The sequence below is a fragment of the Thermomonas fusca genome, from assembly GCF_005862345.1.
Classification (GTDB): domain Bacteria; phylum Pseudomonadota; class Gammaproteobacteria; order Xanthomonadales; family Xanthomonadaceae; genus Thermomonas; species Thermomonas fusca.
The window spans coordinates 698,089-715,003 of record NZ_SROY01000001.1 but is presented as its reverse complement, the minus strand read 5'-3'; the positions used below and the strand labels follow the sequence as shown (position 1 = coordinate 715,003).

Annotated in this window: 17 protein-coding genes; 2 read left to right on the top strand and 15 right to left on the bottom strand. The window is 69.2% G+C overall.

Annotated elements, in window-relative coordinates; translation table 11 throughout:
* Positions 1–13: 13 nt before the first annotated feature.
* Genes E5S66_RS03295 through E5S66_RS03255 form a run of 9 tightly spaced genes read right to left on the bottom strand, consistent with a single transcriptional unit; the run spans position 14 to position 8,866 of the window.
* Positions 14–1,144, bottom strand: a complete 1,131-nt coding sequence (locus E5S66_RS03295) for an NAD(P)/FAD-dependent oxidoreductase (protein WP_138347459.1) — start codon at positions 1,142–1,144, stop codon at positions 14–16.
* A 5-nt stretch (positions 1,145–1,149) separates the two neighbouring features.
* Entirely contained in the window at positions 1,150–1,668 is a 519-nt protein-coding gene (locus E5S66_RS03290; protein ID WP_138347457.1) for a protein tyrosine phosphatase family protein, read from the bottom strand.
* A complete protein-coding gene (locus tag E5S66_RS03285) occupies positions 1,665–2,024 on the bottom strand; it encodes a carboxymuconolactone decarboxylase family protein (protein WP_138347455.1) in 360 nt (119 codons plus the stop codon). Before E5S66_RS03285 ends, E5S66_RS03290 begins: the two co-directional genes overlap by 4 nt.
* A 16-nt stretch (positions 2,025–2,040) precedes the next feature.
* Positions 2,041–2,478, bottom strand: a complete 438-nt coding sequence (gene trxC / locus E5S66_RS03280; RefSeq protein WP_138347453.1) for a thioredoxin TrxC — start codon at positions 2,476–2,478, stop codon at positions 2,041–2,043.
* The gene (locus E5S66_RS03275; RefSeq protein ID WP_138347451.1) at positions 2,475–2,951 is read right to left on the bottom strand and encodes an OsmC family protein; all 477 of its coding nucleotides are present in this window, start codon (positions 2,949–2,951) and stop codon (positions 2,475–2,477) included. The genes trxC and E5S66_RS03275 overlap by 4 nt, the downstream gene beginning before the upstream one ends.
* 20 nt (positions 2,952–2,971) lie before the next feature.
* Positions 2,972–6,223, bottom strand: coding sequence for an efflux RND transporter permease subunit (locus E5S66_RS03270; RefSeq protein ID WP_138347449.1), 3,252 nt, complete (start codon positions 6,221–6,223; stop codon positions 2,972–2,974).
* The gene (locus E5S66_RS03265) at positions 6,216–7,307 is read right to left on the bottom strand and encodes an efflux RND transporter periplasmic adaptor subunit (protein ID WP_171033457.1); all 1,092 of its coding nucleotides are present in this window, start codon (positions 7,305–7,307) and stop codon (positions 6,216–6,218) included. Before E5S66_RS03265 ends, E5S66_RS03270 begins: the two co-directional genes overlap by 8 nt.
* 25 nt (positions 7,308–7,332) lie before the next feature.
* Positions 7,333–7,548: a YgaP family membrane protein gene (locus tag E5S66_RS03260; protein ID WP_138347445.1), complete on the bottom strand. Its 216-nt coding sequence runs from the start codon at positions 7,546–7,548 to the stop codon at positions 7,333–7,335.
* 28 nt (positions 7,549–7,576) lie between these two features.
* Positions 7,577–8,866 carry an NAD(P)/FAD-dependent oxidoreductase gene (locus E5S66_RS03255; protein WP_138347443.1) on the bottom strand — a complete coding sequence of 430 codons (1,290 nt, stop codon included), beginning with the start codon at positions 8,864–8,866 and terminating at the stop codon, positions 7,577–7,579.
* Positions 8,867–9,029: 163 nt separating this feature from the next.
* Between E5S66_RS03255 and E5S66_RS03250 the strand changes: the two genes are divergently transcribed.
* Positions 9,030–9,329 carry an ArsR/SmtB family transcription factor gene (locus tag E5S66_RS03250; protein WP_138347441.1) on the top strand — a complete coding sequence of 100 codons (300 nt, stop codon included), beginning with the start codon at positions 9,030–9,032 and terminating at the stop codon, positions 9,327–9,329.
* Positions 9,330–9,332: 3 nt separating this feature from the next.
* Here E5S66_RS03250 and recG read toward each other — a convergent pair whose 3' ends face one another.
* The 6 genes from recG to E5S66_RS03220 form a co-directional block, all read right to left on the bottom strand.
* The gene (gene recG, locus E5S66_RS03245) at positions 9,333–11,417 is read right to left on the bottom strand and encodes an ATP-dependent DNA helicase RecG (RefSeq protein WP_138347439.1); all 2,085 of its coding nucleotides are present in this window, start codon (positions 11,415–11,417) and stop codon (positions 9,333–9,335) included.
* A gap of 25 nt (positions 11,418–11,442) precedes the next feature.
* Positions 11,443–11,823 carry a RidA family protein gene (locus E5S66_RS03240; protein ID WP_138347437.1) on the bottom strand — a complete coding sequence of 127 codons (381 nt, stop codon included), beginning with the start codon at positions 11,821–11,823 and terminating at the stop codon, positions 11,443–11,445.
* A gap of 73 nt (positions 11,824–11,896) precedes the next feature.
* Positions 11,897–14,065, bottom strand: coding sequence for a RelA/SpoT family protein (locus E5S66_RS03235; RefSeq protein ID WP_138347435.1), 2,169 nt, complete (start codon positions 14,063–14,065; stop codon positions 11,897–11,899).
* A 99-nt stretch (positions 14,066–14,164) separates the two neighbouring features.
* Positions 14,165–14,464, bottom strand: coding sequence for a DNA-directed RNA polymerase subunit omega (rpoZ, locus tag E5S66_RS03230; protein ID WP_028839808.1), 300 nt, complete (start codon positions 14,462–14,464; stop codon positions 14,165–14,167).
* A 152-nt stretch (positions 14,465–14,616) separates the two neighbouring features.
* Positions 14,617–15,234: a guanylate kinase gene (gene gmk, locus E5S66_RS03225; RefSeq protein ID WP_028839807.1), complete on the bottom strand. Its 618-nt coding sequence runs from the start codon at positions 15,232–15,234 to the stop codon at positions 14,617–14,619.
* 6 nt (positions 15,235–15,240) lie between these two features.
* A complete protein-coding gene (locus E5S66_RS03220) occupies positions 15,241–16,104 on the bottom strand; it encodes a YicC/YloC family endoribonuclease (protein ID WP_138347433.1) in 864 nt (287 codons plus the stop codon).
* 66 nt (positions 16,105–16,170) lie between these two features.
* Between E5S66_RS03220 and rph the strand changes: the two genes are divergently transcribed.
* Positions 16,171–16,914: a ribonuclease PH gene (rph, locus tag E5S66_RS03215; RefSeq protein ID WP_138347431.1), complete on the top strand. Its 744-nt coding sequence runs from the start codon at positions 16,171–16,173 to the stop codon at positions 16,912–16,914.
* The last annotated feature ends 1 nt before the right edge of the window (position 16,915 follow it).

Here is a 16,915-nt window from a genome sequence, read left to right as displayed (position 1 = left end):
AAGCTGCGGGTGCTCAGCGATAGCGGCGCAGGTAGCGCTTCTCGAACGCGGACTTGGCCCAGTGCATCGCCCGCAGCGGTGGCAGCGCACGTGAGCCGCCGGTCTTGCGGGTCACCAGCAAACCGCGATCCAGCGTATCGACGATGCACACCAACTCGGCGGTGAACGCCTCCTCCGCCGGCTCGCCGCGCAGGGTGCGCAGCAGGTTGCGCGCGGCCACCTCGGCCTGCAGGTCGGCCTGGTGCGCCTGCTTGGGCAGCCAGTCCGGGCCGGGGAAACTGCCGCCGTCGCCGGCGACGAAGATGTGCTCTAACCCGGGCACGCGGCACTGCGCGTCGCCCTGCACGAAGCCACCGGGCGAACGCGGCAGCGGCGTTTCGTCCAGCCACGCCTGCCCGGTCAGGCCGGGCATGAACAGGGTCATGGCGCTGGCGATGCGGGTGCGTTCCAGCTGCACCGCATCGGCCTCGAAACGCTGCGGCTTCTCGCCCAGCACGGTGTCGATGCCGCGCTTGCGCATCTCGCGGAGGATCAGGCCGACCGCCTTGTCGCCCATCCGCTGGCCCGGCTTTTCCGACGGGCTGAAGAAGACCAGCCTGAAGCGGTCGCGCCGTCGCTGCCGACGCAGCAGGGTGTCGATACCGAACGTGAACTCGAACATCGGGCCGCCGCGCATGGCGATGGGTTCGTTCGGGTTGCTGCCGAAACCGAAACAGAGGGTGCCGCCGTCGAGGGCGATGAGGCGATCGCGGATCGCCTCGCCGGCATCCACGCCCTCGCAGGGAATGATCGCGTGCTCGATGCCGGGAAGCTTGCGCAGGAAGCGCGCGCCGGTTGCGATGATGAGGCCGTCGTTGGCGACGTCGCCGGCGTCGGTGTGCAGCACGCGCCCGTCCGCCGACAGCCCGGTGGCGCGCGCGCGATGGAAGCTGATGCGCTCGCGACGCAGGAAGTCGTCCAGCGGCACCACCAGGTCGGCGCGGCTGCGCAGGCCCGAGGGAATCCAGATCGTGCCCGGCAGGTAATGCAACTCGGCACGCGGCGCAGCCAGGGTCAGCGACGCGTCGGGCGCGTGCTTGCGCAGCGTGCGCAGTGCGGTCAGGCCGGCAAAACCCGCGCCGACAACGGTGATGCGTTCGCCCATGTCGCCTACTCCACGATCCCCAGCGCCTGCCGGACCTTGCCTTCCAGCCCGGTGACGCCGGCCGACTTGCCGATCTCCAGCGCACGCGCAGCAGCCACGCCGTCGAATTCGTGCTGTTCCAGCGCCAGCAGCGCGCCGGCGCGGTTGCCGCTGGCGCAGTGCACCAGCACCCCGCCGCCGTGCGCCGGCGCAAGCGCCGCATGCAGCGCGCGCGCATTGGCAGGATTGATGCCTTCGGCGCCGCCGACCGGGATTTCGATGTAGTGCAGGCCGGCCGCGCGAACTTCGGCGGCCTCGTCGCGATCCTTCAGCTCGCCCTGTGGGCGCAGGTTGACCACGGTGCGCACGCCACGCGCCTTGATCGCCTGCCAGTCGCTGGCCGCCGGCTGGCCCGCGGTGTACAGCCCCGGCAACGGCTGCAGCAGCGCCACCGAGGTCGCCGCCGGCGGCGCATGCGCGCAGCCGGTTGCCAGCGCGAGCGCCAGCAGCAGCGCAGGCAACACCGTTCGCCGCTGCGCGCTCATGCCTGTGTCTCCTGCGAAGGCGACAGCTCGTCGAAGGCGCGCAGCGCTTCCGCCGCGTAGATCATCGACGGGCCGGCGCCCATGTAGATCGCCATCGACAGGGTCTCGAGAATTTCCTCGCGGGTCGCGCCGGCTTTGATCGCGGCCTTGGCGTGGAAGCCGATGCAGCCGTCGCAGCGGGTGGCGATGGCGATCCCGATCGCGATCAGCTCCTTGGTCTTCACGTCCAGCGCGCCGGGCTTGAGCGCTTCGCGGGCCAAGGCGGAGAAGCCCCGCATCGGATCCGGCGCACCCTCGCGCAGTTTGCCGATGGCGGCATTGAGGTCATCGATCAGCTCGGGATAGGACTGACTCACGGAAACACTCCTGCAATCAAAGGTACTGACGCGTCCAGCGCACGATATCAGCCGTGCCCATCGCACCGGCCTGACGCGCAAGCTCCCGCCCCTCGCGGAACAGCACCAGGGTGGGAATGCTGCGGATGCCGAAGCGCTGGCCCAGCACGGTTTCGGACTGGGTATCGATCTTGCCCAGGCGCAACTGGGGTTCCAGCTGGGCGGCGGCCGCCTCGAACTGCGGCGCCATCATCCGGCACGGACCGCACCACGGCGCCCAGAAGTCCACCAGTATCGGCAGGCTGGCGCGCTCGACATGCGCCCGGAAGTTGTCCAGACCCAGCGCCAGCGGGTGCGCCGCGAACAGCGCAGCGCCGCACTTCCCGCATTTCGGCGCTTCCGCCAGCCGCGCATCGGGCACGCGGTTGAGGCCGTTGCAGGCCGGGCAGGCGACGATGGTGGAGGGCGCGCTCATGCGGCCTCCCCCGCGCCCCCGGGCACATATTCGGCGCCATCGGCATCGATGATGCGCACGTCCACCTGCATGCCTTCGCGCACGCTCTGGGTGACGATGCAGAACTCCTCGAACTGCGCCAGCACGCGGTCGAAGCGCTCCAGCTCCGCGGCGGCGTTGGACAGATGAATCGCCACCTCGGCGCGCGGGATGCGCCAGCGGCCGTTTTCGTTGCGCGCCTTGTGCGCCACGATTTCGGTGCGGATCGGGCCGGGCGCGTTCTTGAACTTGCGCAGCGCGAACAGCAGGCTGGCCGACAGGCAGTTGGCCACGCCCGCCAGCAGCAGGTGGGACGGATTCGGGCCCGCGCCTTCACCCAGCGGCGCGCCTTCATCGGTGTGCAGGGCGTCCAGATCCGTTCCCTCGAAGCTGATCCGGAACGCGTAGGGCCCTTCCTGTTCCAGCAGCAGCCGGATGCCGTCGTCTTCGCTCACCGTATTCCTCCATTCATTGTTCAGGCATGGCCGGCACCCGCCGTCCTGCGCTTCAGCACGTAATACAGCAACGGGATCACCACCAGCGTGAGCACGGTGCTGACCAGGATGCCGAAGATCAGCGAGATCGCCAGGCCGTTGAAGATCGGGTCGTCGAGGATGAAGAACGCGCCCAGCATCGCCGCCACGCCGGTGAGCACGATCGGCTTGGCGCGCACCGCGCAGGCGTCGATCACCGCGTCCACCAGCGGCACGCCACGCTCGGTTTCCTGATTGATGAAGTCCACCAGCAGGATCGAGTTGCGGACGATGATGCCGGCCAGCGCGATCATGCCGATCATGCTGGTGGCGGTGAACTGCTTGCCCAGCAGCGCATGGCCGGGCATCACCCCGATCACGGTCAGCGGGATCGGCGCCATGATGACCAAGGGCACCAGGTAGCTGCGGAACTGCGCCACCACCAGCAGGTAGATCAGCACCATGCCGGCGGCGTAGGCGATGCCCATGTCACGGAAGGTTTCGTAGGTGATCTGCCACTCGCCGTCCCACTTCAACGCATAGCCGCTGGTGTCCGCCGGCTGGGTGATGAAGGTCTGCGCAAGCTGCTGCCCCGCCACCTCGTGGTCATCCAGCTGGCCGACGATGCCGAACATGCCGTACAGCGGGCTGTCCAGCGTGCCGGCCTCGTCCGCGGTCACGTAGACCACCGGCAGCCCGTCCTTGTGGTGGATGGCGCCGTCCCACGTCGCCTTCTCCACTCGCACCAGCTCGGACAGCGGCACCAGCTGGCCCTGCCCGCCGCGCACCTTCAGCGCCAGCAGCGAGGCCAGCGACGCCTGGTCTTGCGCCGGCAGGCGCAGGCGCACCGGGCGCGGATACTTCGAAGCGCCGTCGTGCACATAGGTGGCGTCCAGCCCGGACACACCCATCGCGATGGCGTCGGCGATGGCCGACTGCGGCACGCCTAGGCGCGCGGCGCGCGCACGGTCGACCACGACCTGCTCGCGCGGCGCGGCGGCTTCCACGGTGGTGTCGATATCGACGATGCCTTGGGTCGTGGCGAAGCGTTCCTGCGCCAGTGCCAGCGCCACCTTGCGCTGGCCGGCGTAATCCGGGCCATACACTTCGGCCACCAGCGGCGAGAGCACCGGCGGGCCCGGCGGCACTTCCACCACCTTCACCGAGGCGCCGTATTCCGCCCCGGCCTCCGCCAGCATCGGCCGCATCGCCAGCGCGATCTCGTGGCTCTGGAGATCGCGCGCGTGCTTGTCCAGCAGGTTGACCTGCAGGTCGCCGACATTGCTGCCGCTGCGCAGGAAATACTGCCGCACCAGGCCGTTGAAATTGATCGGCGCGGCGGTGCCGGCGTAGGCTTGGTAGTCCAGCACTTCCGGCACCGTATCGAGCCTGGCCGCAAGCTCGGCCAGCAGCGCATTGGTCTGCTCCAGCGTGCTGCCCTCCGGCATGTCCACCACCACCTGCACTTCCGACTTGTTGTCCAGCGGCAGCATCTTCAGCACCACCAGCTTGAACACCGCCAGCGAGGCGGACAGCAGCACCATTCCCGCCATCCCGGCGAACAGCAGGCCGCGCTTGCGCGCAGCACCGTCGCCGCGCAGGAACGGGCTCATCACTTTTTCGAACAACCGGTGCAGCCAACTGGCCTGCGCGCTCTTGTCGGGAGCGCCTTCGTGCGGATGGTCGCCTTCGGCCGCATGTCCGTGGCGGGACAGCAGCTTCAGCGACAGCCACGGCGTGACGATCAGCGCAATCGCCAGCGACAGCAGCATGCCCACCGAGGCGTTGATCGGGATCGGCCGCATGTACGGGCCCATCAGCCCGGAGACGAAGGCCATCGGCATCAGCGCGGCGATCACGGTGAAGGTGGCCAGGATGGTCGGCCCGCCCACTTCGTCCACGGCGGGCGGGATCGCCTCGACCAGGGTCTTGCCGCCGCGCGCCATGTGCCGGTGGATGTTCTCCACCACCACGATGGCGTCGTCGACGAGGATGCCGATCGAGAAGATCAGCGCGAACAGCGAGACGCGGTTGAGGGTGAAGCCCATCACCTTGGAGGCGAACAGGGTCACCGCCAGCGTCAGCACCACCGCCGCGCCGACCACGATGGCCTCGCGCCAGCCGAGCGCGAACAGCACCAGCAGCACCACGCTGCCGGTGGCGAACACCAGTTTCTGGATCAGCTTCTGCGCCTTGTCGCTGGCGCTGGCGCCGTAGTCGCGGGTCACGCTGACCTGCACGCCCTGCGGGATCAGCTCGCCCTTGAGTTGTTCGATGCGCTGGGCAATCGCGGTGGTGATATCGCTGGCATTGCTGCCGGGTTTTTTCGCAATGGCAATCGTCACTGCCGGCGCGCTGCCGGCCTTCGGCCCGGCCCGGCCCGTGGGTGCGCCGTGCCAGACGTACTGGCGGGCGAGATCGCCGCGCGCCTCGATGGTGGCCACGTCGGACAGAAGCAGCGGCTTGCCGCCCTGACTTCCGATCACCAGACTCGCCACATCGGACGCCGAGGCCAGATAGCTGCCGGCGGTCACCGGCACCGCGCCCTGCACCGCGTCTACGCGCTCGCCCGCCTGATGCACCACGTTGGCTGCCTGCAGCGCCTGCGCCAGATCGTTGCCGGCCATCCCGTAGGTGGCCAGCTTGGCCGCATCCAGCGTGACCAGCACGCTGCGGTCGGGCGCACCGATGGTGTAAACGTCGCGGGTGCCGGGCACGCGCTTGAGTTCGGCTTCCAGCGTATGCGCCACTTCGCCCAGCGCGGTGGCGTCCATGTGCGGATCGTCGCTCCACAGGGTCAGCGCCATCACCGGCACGTCGTCGATGCCCTTGGGCTTGACGATGGGCTGGCCGACGCCGGCGCGCTGCGGCAGGAAATCGGCGTTCGAGAACACCTGGTTGTACAGGCGCACCAGCGCCGGCTGGCGCTGCACGCCGACTTCGAATTCGACCGTCAGCACCGCCATGCCGGGGCGGCTGATCGAATACACGTGCTTGACGCCCTCGATCTCCGAAAGCTTCTGTTCCAGCGGCGTGGCCACCCATTGCTCGACGTCGCGCGCGCCTGCGCCATCGAACGGGACGATGACGTTGGCCATGGTCACGTCGATCTGCGGCTCTTCCTCGCGCGGCGTGATCGCCACCGCCAGCATTCCCAGCAGCAGGCCCATGATCGCCAGGATGGGGGTCAGCGGATTGCGCTGGAACGTCGCCGCCAGCCGCCCGGAAATGCCGAAACGCTGACCGTCAGTCACGGCTCGCCTCCGCCGCCTTGCGCTGCGCGGCAATCGCCCGGGTGGCGGCCACCGGATCGCTGGCCACCACCTCGCCGGCCTTCAACCCGGCGATCACCTCCACCGCATCGCCGCTGCGCGCGCCCAGCCGCAGCTGGCGCAGCAGCAGGCGACCGCCCTGCAGCACGTACACGCCCGACAGTTCGCCGCGCTGGGCAATGCTGGCGGCGGGAATACGCACGCCTGCCGCCGCCGAGCCGGCCTTGCCCTGCGCATCGGCGGCGAAGATCACCTTCGCCGTGGTGCCCGGCGCCGGCTGCGGTTCCAGCGCCGGCAGGTTCAACCGCACGTTGACGCTGTGGCTGGCCGGATCGGCCGCCGGGAACACGACCACTTCCGAAGGCGCGACCCTGCGACCGTCACCCAGCAGCACCTGCGCGCGCGGATCCCTGCGGATCGCTTCGGCGCGGGTCTGCGGGATCGCGACCTCGATGCGCAGCGCGTCCGGTGCATACACCGCCAGCAGCGGCATGCCGGGCGCAAGGGTTTCGCCGGGCTCGACGTCACGCCGCGCCACCACCCCATCGAACGGCGCACGCACCACCGTGTACTGCGACTGCTGCGCGGCCTGCGCCAGCATCGCCGCGGCGGCGTTGCGCGCGGCCACCGCCGAATCGCGCGCCGCCCGCGCCTGGTCGATCTGCGCCTTCGACACGTACTGCGCATCGGCCAGCGCGGCAAAGCGCCGGTAGTTCTGCTCCGCTTCGGCAGCGGATGCTTCCGCGGCGCGCAGCTGGGCGCGCGCGGCGTTGGCCGCGGCATCTTGTTCCACCGCGGTGATGCGCAGCAGCACCTCACCGGCGCGGACGCGATCATTCACGTCCACCGCCACCGTCGAGACCCGGCCCGCCGTCTGCGCGGCAAGATCGGCGCGGCGCACCGCCTCGACCACGCCATCCCAGCCCTGCCCGGGCAAGGCATCGCCTCGGGCCACGGTGAACGTGGCCAGGTCCTTGGGCAGGGCCGGCGTGGCGACGGGAGCATCGCCGCCGCAGGCCGCCAGGGCCAGCAGGGTGGGCAACAACAGGGGCCGCAGCTTGCGCATCATGTTCTCCTTCAAGGCGACGGCGTCAGCAGCGGTTGCAGGATGCGCCGTCGCCGCGGCCGATGCCGAGCTTCTTCATCACCATGCCTGCGGGGCAGAAACCGGTGAACGCGGACTGGACCAAGTTGGCGCCGATGAACACGGTCAGCCAGAAGAAGTTGGGGTGGACGAACTGGGTCAGCAGCACGCTGACCAGCACCATCACGCCGGCAAACGCCTGTACGGCTCGATCGAGGGTCATGTCATTTCTCCTTGGGGGGGGTCTGGATTCAGTTGGAACGCTTGACGTCCTTCAGCCGCTCGATGCCGAGCAGGCCGAGGATGTATTTCTCGTAGATCGGCTCGCTGGTGCCGTTGCGCATCTTGTAGAGGAAGTACTTCTCGAAACCGATCTTGGCCAGGTGCACCCACTTGCCGATCCTGGTCCAGGTGACGTTGCGCGGCGGGATCTGCGGCAGGGCCACGAAGGCCGCGCCGGTATCGCCCATGTCGGCCAGGCAGACCGCGTTCCAGGTGCCTTCGAAGTCCGCCGTCTCGCCCTTCAGCTCGGCCTGGATGTTGCGCACGATGGTGGTGACCATCGACTCGATCATGAAGCCGGTCTTGGGCGCACCGGTGGGGATCGGGGTCGCTTCCACCGGCGGGATCGCCACGCACACGCCGGCCGAGAAGATCTTCGGGTACTTCGGGCTGCGCTGGTGCTTGTCCACGATCACGAAGCCGCGCGGGTTGCACAGGCCCTCGACCGCGGCCACCGCCTCGACGCCCTTGAACGCCGGCAGCAGCATGGCGAAGGCGAACGACAGCTGCTGCGGCTCCAGCGGCTGGCCTTTCTCGTCGTGCGGCACCACGGTCATCTCGCCGTCGCGCACCTCGGTCACCTTGCTGTTGACGACCCACTTGATGTGGCGCTGGCGCATCTCCGATTCCATCAACCCCTTGGAATCGCCGACGCCGCCAAGGCCCATGTGGCCGATGTAGGGCTCGCTGCTGACGAAGGTCATCGGCACCTTGTCGCGCAGCTTGCGCTTGCGCAGGTCGGCATCGACGATCATCGCGAACTCGTAGGCCGGGCCGAAGCAGCTGGCGCCCTGCACCGCGCCGATCACGACCGGGCCGGGATTCTTCACGAATTCCTGATACGCCTCCCACGCCTGCGCCGCGTGCGGGGTGGTGCACACCGACTGGGTATAGCCGCCGTGCGGGCCGGTGCCGGGCACTTCCTCGAAGGCCAGCTTCGGACCGGTGCACACCAGCAGGTAGTCGTAGCCGATGCGCTCGCCCTTGCCGGTGACCACGGCATCGCCGGCGGCATCGATCTGCGCCACGCCACTGCCGTCGAAGCGGATGCCGTGGCGGCCGACGTGTTCGGCCACGTCCAGGCTGATCTCGTCGCGCTTGCGCCAGCCCACCGCCAGCCACGGGTTGGACGGCGTGAAGCCGAAGCTGTCGCCGTTGCCCACCAGCACGATTTCGTGCCCCTTGCCCAGCGTTTCGCGAAGCTCGTAGGCCGCGCTCATGCCACCAAGCCCGGCGCCCATCACCACAATCCTGGCCATCTCGCACCTCCGGTCAGCCACATCGGCCCGGATAAATTAGCTGTTGCTTATATTAGTGTCAACTGATATAAATTCAAGCCACAGATCCAGCCCGCTGCCGTCCCGCTGCATGCCCACGACCCGCCACTCCCCACCACTCGCCATCGGCATGGACCCTGAAGCCATGCGCGCACACGCCGGCGACGCCGCGCGGCTGCTGCGCGCGCTGGCCAACGACAAGCGGCTGATGCTGCTGTGCCTGCTGTTTGGCGGCGAGCGTTCGGTGGGCGAACTCAATGCGAAGGTCGACCTCAGCCAGTCGGCGCTGTCGCAGCATCTGGCAGTGCTGCGCAATGACGGACTGGTCACCACGCGGCGCGAAGGGCAGACGATCCTCTACGCGCTGGCCGATGGCCCGGCCCAGCGCGTCATCGAAACCCTGCACGGCATCTATTGCGGCGCCGATCCCGCCTGCGAGGCCTGACCGCTACGCCGCCGCGAAGCGCGCGGCGCCACCGATCCAGCGATCGACGATGCGATCCGCCAGCTGCGGCGCCTCCGCCAGCAGCCGGTCTGCGAGTGCATGCACCTGCGGCAGCAGGTCGGCATCGCGCGTCAGGTCGGCCATGCGGAACGCGGCGAGCCCGGTCTGGCGGGTGCCCAGCAGCTCGCCGGGGCCGCGCAGCTGCAGGTCCTTCTCGGCGATGGCGAAGCCGTCATTGGTCTGGCGCAGCGTATCGAGGCGCTCGCGCGCCATCGCCGACAGCGGCGACTGGTACAGCAGCACGCAGCTCGATGCCGCGCTGCCGCGACCGACCCGCCCACGCAGCTGGTGCAGCTGGGCCAGGCCCAGACGCTCGGCGTTCTCGATCACCATCAGCGAGGCGTTGGGCACGTCCACGCCCACTTCGATCACCGTGGTCGCCACCAGCAGGCCCACCTCGCCCTGCTTGAACGCGCGCATCGTGGCCTGCTTCTCCGCCGCCTTCATGCGCCCGTGCACCAGCGCCACCCGAACACCGGGCAGCGCCGCTTGCAGCGCCTCGAAGGTGGACTGCGCGGCCTGCGCCACCACTTCCTCGGACTCGTCGATGATCGTGCACACCCAGTAGGCCTGGCGGCCCTCGGCGCAGGCTGCGCGGATGCGTTCGACCAGTTCCGGCCGGCGTTCCGCGGCCAGCGCGATGGTGGTGACCGGGGTCCGGCCGGGCGGCAGCTCGTCAATGGCGGACACGTCGAGGTCGGCGTAGGCGCTCATCGCCAGCGTGCGGGGGATCGGCGTGGCGGTCATCACCAGCTGGTGGGGCACGCTGCCCTTGCCCTTGTCACGCAGGGCCAGCCGCTGGTGCACGCCGAAGCGATGCTGCTCATCGACGATGGCCAGCGCGAGGTCATGGAAGTCCACGCCTTCCTGCATCAGCGCATGGGTGCCGACCACGACCTGCGCCGCGCCCGAGGCAACGTCCTGCAGCGCCTGCGCCCGCGCCTTGCCGGTGACCTTGCCGGCCAGCCAGCACACGCGCAGGCCCAGCGGTTCCAGCCAGCCGCGCAGGTTGTTGAGGTGCTGCTCGGCCAGCAGTTCGGTCGGCGCCATCAGCGCGGCCTGCCGCCCATCGGCGACGGCGAGCAGCGCCGCCATCGCCGCGACCACGGTCTTGCCGCTGCCCACGTCGCCCTGCACCAGCCGCAGCATCGGGCGCGGCTGGCGCAGGTCCTCGCGCAGCTGCGCGTAGACCCGCGCCTGCGCCTTGGTCAGCGCGAACGGCAGCGACTTCTTCAATTTCGCCACCAGCTTTTCATCGCCTCGCAGCGCACGCGTGCCCTCGGCCTGCAGCGCCAGCCGCTGCCGGCGCAGGCCCAATTGGTGGGCCAGCAGTTCCTCCAGCGCCAGCCGCCGCTGCGCCGGATGCAGGCCGCTTTGCAGCGCGGCGACGTCGGCATCGCGCGGCGGCATGTGCAGGGTGAGGATGGCCTCGCGCAGCGAGGGCAGGTGCAGCGCACGCCGCAGCGCCTGCGGCAGCAGTTCCAGCGTGGCCTCGTCCGGCAACCGCTGCAGGGCCTGCAGCACCAGCTTGCGCAGGCTGGCCGGGCCGATGCCCTCGATGGCCGGATAGACCGGATCCAGCGTCTCGCCCAGCGCCACTTCGCCGCCCAGCACCTGATAGCTGGGATGCACGATCTCCAGCCCGAACTGGCCGGGCCGCGGGGTGCCGTAGGCACGTACGCGCGCGCCGACCGCGAACTGCGCCACCTGGGCGGCGCGGAAATGGAAGAACCGCAGCACCAGCGTGCCGCGGCCTTCATCCGACAGCGCCACCCGCAGCATCGGCCGGTAGCGGAAGCCGCGTTCGACCGCCTCCACCCGCCCTTCCACCTGTGCCGCCACGCCCGGCTGCAGCAGCCGGATCGGGGTCACTGCGGTGCGGTCCTCATAGCTGCGCGGCAGGTGCAGCCACAGGTCCTGCAGGGTGGAAAGCCCGCGCGCGGCCAGCTTCTCCCGCAGCGCCGGGCCGACGCCGGTCAGGACGGAAAGCCGGGTGTCGGCGCGGGCGGGCGATGCTGCGGCGGGCATGGTGTCGGCCGGAACGCTCCCGGCTTCAGATCACCATCACGCCATCGACTTCGAATGCCGCACCGCGCGGCAGCGCGGACGCCTGGATGGTGGAACGCGCCGGATAGGGCTCGCTGAAGTATTCCGCCATCACCGCGTTGACGCGGGCGAAATCGCCCAGGTCGGTGAGGTACAGGCCCAGCCGCACGATGTTGTCGAACGAGCCACCGGCCGCTTCGCAGACCGCCTTCAGGTTGTCGAACGCCTGCCGCGCCTGCGCCTCGATGTCGCCTTCGGCCATCTGCCCGGTGGCCGGCACCAGCGGCGTCTGCCCGGACAGGTAAACGGTGTTGCCGGCGCGGATCGCCTGCGAGTACGGGCCGATAGCGGCGGGCGCGGCGGCGGAATGGATCGGGGTGCGGGACATGGGGACTCCGTGGAAGGAATGAGTTCCGCCATTGTAGGGCGCAGCCAGCCGCGCGACCGCCCGTGCCGCCGCCTCAGCAGCGCTGCACGTCCTGCACCACCTGCAACCGGCGCACGCCGCGAATCACTTCGGCCAGATGGCGGCCGTCGGTCACGTCGATGCCGAAGCGCAGCACCGCGATGTTGCTGTCGCGCTCCAGATATTCCACCCGGTCGATGTTGGAAGCGGCATTGGCGATCGCCGCCGCCACCTGCGCCAGCACGCCCGGCCGGTTCTCCACCTCGATGCGGATCGCGGAGCTGAAATCGCCGGACACCTCGCGATCCCAGCCGATCGCCACCCAGCGCTCCGGCGACTTGCGCAGTTCGGCCAGGTTGGGGCATTCCATGCGGTGGACGACGATGCCCTTGCCGGCGCTGTGGTAGCCCATGATCTCGTCGCGCGGGATGGGCAGGCAGCACTGGGCGAAGCTGATCACCCCGCGCTCGCCGCCGGTGATGAGGATGCGCTCCTGCAGCGCCGGCGTGCCCGGCTGCCCGCCGCTCTCCTGCTGCGCCAGCGCCAGCGCCACCTGCGAGGGCATGCGGTTGCCCAGCGCGATGTCGGCCAGCATCGCTTCCAGCCGCGAATAGCGGTTGTCGGACAGATAGGTCTCCAGCCGCGGCATCGGGATCCGGTCCAGCGCGGTGCCCTGGGCGCCCAGCGCGCGATCCAGCATGTAATGCCCCAGCTGCACCGCGTCTTCGTGCTCCAGCTGCTTGAGCTGCTGGCGGATCGCGGTGCGCGCCTTGCTGGTGGCCACGAACTCCAGCCACTGGGTGGTCGGCACCGCCGACTTCGCGGTGATGATCTCCACGGACTGGCCGCTGACCAGCTTGGTGCGCAGCGGCGCCAACCGCTTGTCCACCCGCGCGGTCACCGCATGGTTGCCGACGTCGGTATGCACCGCGTAGGCGAAGTCCAGCGCGGTGGAATTGCGCGGCAGCGAGAGGATGTCGCCCTTCGGCGTGAACAGGTAGACCTCGTCGGGGAACAGGTCGACCTTGACGTTTTCCAGGAATTCCAGCGACGAGCCGGTGCCGCGCTGGGTTTCCACCAGGTTGGCGATCCACGCCGCCGCCCGGCTTTGCGCGCTGTTGCCGCCGCCGTCCACGCCGATCTTGTAGGCCCAGTGCGCGGCCACGCCGCGTTCGGCGATCAGGTCCATCTCGCGGGTGCGGATCTGCACTTCGATCGGCGAGCCGTAGGGCCCGAACAGCACCGTATGCAGCGACTGGTAGCCGTTCGCCTTGGGGATGGCGATGAAGTCGCGGAAGCGCCCGTCCAGCGGCTTGTACACCGCATGCACCACGCCCAGCGCGTGGTAGCAGTCGGCCACCGTGTCCACCACCACCCGGAAGCCGAACACGTCCATCACCTGGGCGAAACTGCGGCTCTGCGCGCGCATCTTGGTATAGACGCTCCACGGCGTTTTCACCCGGCCCACCAGCCGATGCTCGAGTTTCTCCAGCGCCAGCCGCTGCGCCAGCCGCGCCTCGATCTGCCCCAGCGCCTCGCGCCGCACCAGCGGCTGGCTGCGGATGCGCTTGGCGATCACCGCGTGCCGCCACGGATGCAGCGCCTTGAAACCGAGGTCCTGCAACTCCGCCTTGACCAGGTTCATGCCCAGCCGCTGCGCGATCGGCGCGTAGATCTCCAGCGTCTCCACCGCGATGCGGCGGCGCGCATGCGGGGACTTCGCCCCCAGCGTGCGCATGTTGTGCAGGCGGTCGGCCAGCTTGATCATGATGACGCGCAGGTCGCGCGACATCGCCAGCAGCATCTTGCGGAAGCTTTCCGCCGCCGCTTCCTGCTTGTCGGCGAAGCGCACCTTCTCCAGCTTGGTGACGCCATCGACCAGTTCGGCCACGGTTTCGCCGAACTGCGCTGCAACGTCGGTGCGGGTCAGCGGGGTGTCTTCGATGGTGTCGTGCAGGATCGCCGCGACCAGCGTCTCCAGATCCAGCCCCAGCTCGGCCAGCACCTGCGCCACCGCCACCGGGTGGGTGATGTAGGGCTCGCCGGACTTGCGGGTCTGCCCGGCGTGGGCGGCCGCACCGATCGCCCAGGCGCGGCGCAGCTGCGCACGCTGGGCGCCATCAAGATAGTAGGCGGCGTGCTCCAGCGCCTGCACATAGTCCGGCACCGCCGCCGCGTCGGGCGCGGTGTCGTGCAGGGCAAGCGCGGGATCGCCGGGCGTCATGCGTCGAGCCTAACCTTGCCACGCGGTGCCCGCAAACGGTTTCCACAACGCAAAAGCGGCCCCGCAGGGCCGCTTCGAGGGCGAAGGCGCGCGCCGCGCTCAGTCGTCGCCCTTCATGTCGTCGTCGCCGGCCACCACTTCGGCGGCGGCCCACTCCAGCGCCTCGCGCTCCTTGCGCTCGCGCTCGGCCTTTTCCACCGCATCGATGAAGTCGGTATCGATGGCACGGGCGGCGATCTCGCGCAGCGCCAGCACGGTGGGCTTGTCGTTGGCTTCGCTGTTGTCCAGCTTGGACTCCACGCCGCCAGCCAGCTGGCGCGCGCGCTTGGAGGCCATCATCACGAGTTCGAAGCGGTTGTCGACCACCTGCAGGCAGTCTTCGACGGTAATACGGGCCATGTCTGTCCTGCGGCGATGGGCCGCGCAAGGGATCGAAAGAACCGGGGAGTGTAGACCCGCGGGCCCCTCACCGCAAGTCACGGTCTTGAAAATCAATCACATAGGCCGATTCCGGCCCGCATCCGCAACCGAATCGAGCGAATCGCAACGACCTACGGGTCCACCAGCAGCGAGGTGATCAGGCGCGCGTGCCGCGCCACCTGCGCGTCCTTGCGCAGCCGGCTGGCGGTGAAGACGCTGCACATCTCCGCCACCGCGACCTCGAACACCTCGTTGACGATCACGTAGTCGAATTCGCCGTAATGGCTCATCTCCTCGCGGGCGGCAGCCAGCCGGCGCTGGATGACCTCCTCGCTGTCCTGCCCGCGCTTGCGCATGCGCTCTTCCAGCGCGGCGCGCGAGGGCGGCAGGATGAACACGCTGACCGCGTCCGGCAACTGGGACCGGACCTGGCGCGCACCCTGCCAGTCGATTTCCAGCAGCACGTCGTGGCCTGACGCCAGCTGCGGCTCCACCGACTGCCGCGCGGTGCCCTTCCAGTCGCCATGGACGCGCGCGTGCTCGAAGAAATCGCCGGCGTCGACCATGGCCTCGAACTCCGCCGCGGTGACGAAGTTGTAGTGCTCGGCGTGGCGCTCGCCCGGCCGCGGCGCGCGCGAGGTGAACGAGATCGACAGCCGCAGGTTCGGGTCGCGCTTCAGCACCGCGTTGACGATGCTGGATTTGCCGGCGCCGGAGGGCGCGGCGACGATGTAGAGGGTTCCGCGCATGGGCCGTTACTCGATGTTCTGGATCTGCTCGCGGATCTGGTCGATCAGCACCTTCAGCTCGACCGCGGCGTTGCTGGTGCGCGCATCGACAGACTTGCTGCCGAGCGTGTTCGCCTCGCGGTTGAATTCCTGCAGCAGGAAATCCAGGCGCCGGCCCACCGGTTCCCTGCCGCCCTTGAGGATGCGGCGCAGTTCGACCAGATGGCTGTCGAGGCGGTCCAGTTCTTCATCCACGTCGAGCTTCTGCAGCCAGATCACCAGCTCCTGCTCCAGCCGGCCCGGGTCGGCCGGCTGCGAGAGATCGGCCAGCCGCGCTTCCAGCTTGCTGCGCTGGCCGGCGCGGATCTGCGGCACCAGCGTGCGCACTTCGGCGGCGATCTTCGCGATCGCCTCGGCACGCTCGCCGATCACCTGCGCCAGCTTGCCGCCCTCGCGTTCGCGCGCATCGGTGAAATCATCCAGTACCGCATCGAGCAGCGCCAATGCTTCGCGCTGCATCGCCTCGGCGTCGGCGTCACGGCCGCGCAGCACGCCGGGGTATTGCAGCAGCTCGGTCAGGCTGGTCCGCAATCCGGGAAACTTCGAGGCCAGACCGAGATTGAGCCGCGCCAATTCCTCGACCATCGCGTCATCGATATGCATGCCGGCATCGGACTGCGGCGCGCGCAGGCGCATGACCAGGTCGAGCTTGCCTCGCGAGACCCGCGCGGCGACGCGTTCGCGCAGCAGTGATTCGTACGCGCGCAGCTCGTCCGGCAGGCGCAGGGCAAGCTCGAGGAATCGGTGGTTCACCGCGCGCAGTTCGCCGGAAAGCACGCCCCATTCGGTGCTGCGCTCGCCGGCGGCGAAAGCGGTCATGCTGCGGATCATGCGGAATTCCAGGGCCTGCAAAGTGCGAATGGTAATCTAGCGCCCCATCGATTTCCGGTTTTCACCATGGCCTTTGCCCGTCCCAGCGGCCGCAGCGCGGACCAGCTGCGCGTCGTTTCCATCCAGCGCGGCTTCACCCGCCATGCCGAAGGCTCGGTGCTGGTGAGCTTCGGCGACACCCGCGTGCTGTGCACGGCCAGCGTGGAAAACAAGGTGCCGGGGTTCCTGCGCGGCAAGGGCGAAGGCTGGGTCACCGCCGAATACGGCATGCTGCCGCGCGCCACCCACACCCGCAGCGACCGAGAGGCCGCGCGCGGCAAGCAGGGCGGTCGCACGCTGGAGATCCAGCGCCTGATCGGCCGCAGCCTGCGCGCCTGCGTGGACCGCGCACTCTTGGGCGAGCGCACCATCACGCTGGACTGCGATGTGCTGCAGGCAGACGGCGGCACCCGCACCGCCGCCATCACCGGCGCCTATGTGGCGTTGGCGGATGCGGTGCAGGGGCTGATCGACCGACGCGAAATCAAGCTGCCGGCCAGTGGCCGCAGGCCGATCGTCGGCGCCGTGGCTGCGGTCTCGGCGGGCATCTACCAGGGCGTGCCGGTGCTCGACCTCGACTACACCGAGGACAGCGGCTGTGATACCGACATGAATGTGGTGATGAACGATGGCGGCGGCTTCATCGAGCTGCAGGGTACCGCCGAAGGCCATGCGTTCCGCCGCGACGAACTGGACGCGCTGCTGGCGTTGGCCGAAAAGGGCTGCGCCGAACTGTTCGCCGCGCAGCGGGCGGCGCTGGGGCTGGCGTGAA

Excerpts from the sequence above, each read along its gene's own strand:
- E5S66_RS03260 (WP_138347445.1), bottom strand. The coding sequence starts at position 7,548 with ATGACCCTCGATCGAGCCGTACAGGCGTTTGCCGGCGTGATGGTGCTG.
- E5S66_RS03250 (WP_138347441.1), top strand. The coding sequence starts at position 9,030 with ATGCGCGCACACGCCGGCGACGCCGCGCGGCTGCTGCGCGCGCTGGCC.
- rph (WP_138347431.1), top strand. The coding sequence starts at position 16,171 with ATGGCCTTTGCCCGTCCCAGCGGCCGCAGCGCGGACCAGCTGCGCGTC.
- rpoZ (WP_028839808.1), bottom strand. The coding sequence starts at position 14,464 with ATGGCCCGTATTACCGTCGAAGACTGCCTGCAGGTGGTCGACAACCGC.
- E5S66_RS03295 (WP_138347459.1), bottom strand. The coding sequence starts at position 1,144 with ATGGGCGAACGCATCACCGTTGTCGGCGCGGGTTTTGCCGGCCTGACC.
- E5S66_RS03290 (WP_138347457.1), bottom strand. The coding sequence starts at position 1,668 with ATGAGCGCGCAGCGGCGAACGGTGTTGCCTGCGCTGCTGCTGGCGCTC.
- E5S66_RS03235 (WP_138347435.1), bottom strand. The coding sequence starts at position 14,065 with ATGACGCCCGGCGATCCCGCGCTTGCCCTGCACGACACCGCGCCCGAC.
- E5S66_RS03265 (WP_171033457.1), bottom strand. The coding sequence starts at position 7,307 with ATGCGCAAGCTGCGGCCCCTGTTGTTGCCCACCCTGCTGGCCCTGGCG.
- recG (WP_138347439.1), bottom strand. The coding sequence starts at position 11,417 with ATGCCCGCCGCAGCATCGCCCGCCCGCGCCGACACCCGGCTTTCCGTC.
- trxC (WP_138347453.1), bottom strand. The coding sequence starts at position 2,478 with ATGAGCGCGCCCTCCACCATCGTCGCCTGCCCGGCCTGCAACGGCCTC.
- gmk (WP_028839807.1), bottom strand. The coding sequence starts at position 15,234 with ATGCGCGGAACCCTCTACATCGTCGCCGCGCCCTCCGGCGCCGGCAAA.
- E5S66_RS03255 (WP_138347443.1), bottom strand. The coding sequence starts at position 8,866 with ATGGCCAGGATTGTGGTGATGGGCGCCGGGCTTGGTGGCATGAGCGCG.
- E5S66_RS03220 (WP_138347433.1), bottom strand. The coding sequence starts at position 16,104 with ATGATCCGCAGCATGACCGCTTTCGCCGCCGGCGAGCGCAGCACCGAA.
- E5S66_RS03240 (WP_138347437.1), bottom strand. The coding sequence starts at position 11,823 with ATGTCCCGCACCCCGATCCATTCCGCCGCCGCGCCCGCCGCTATCGGC.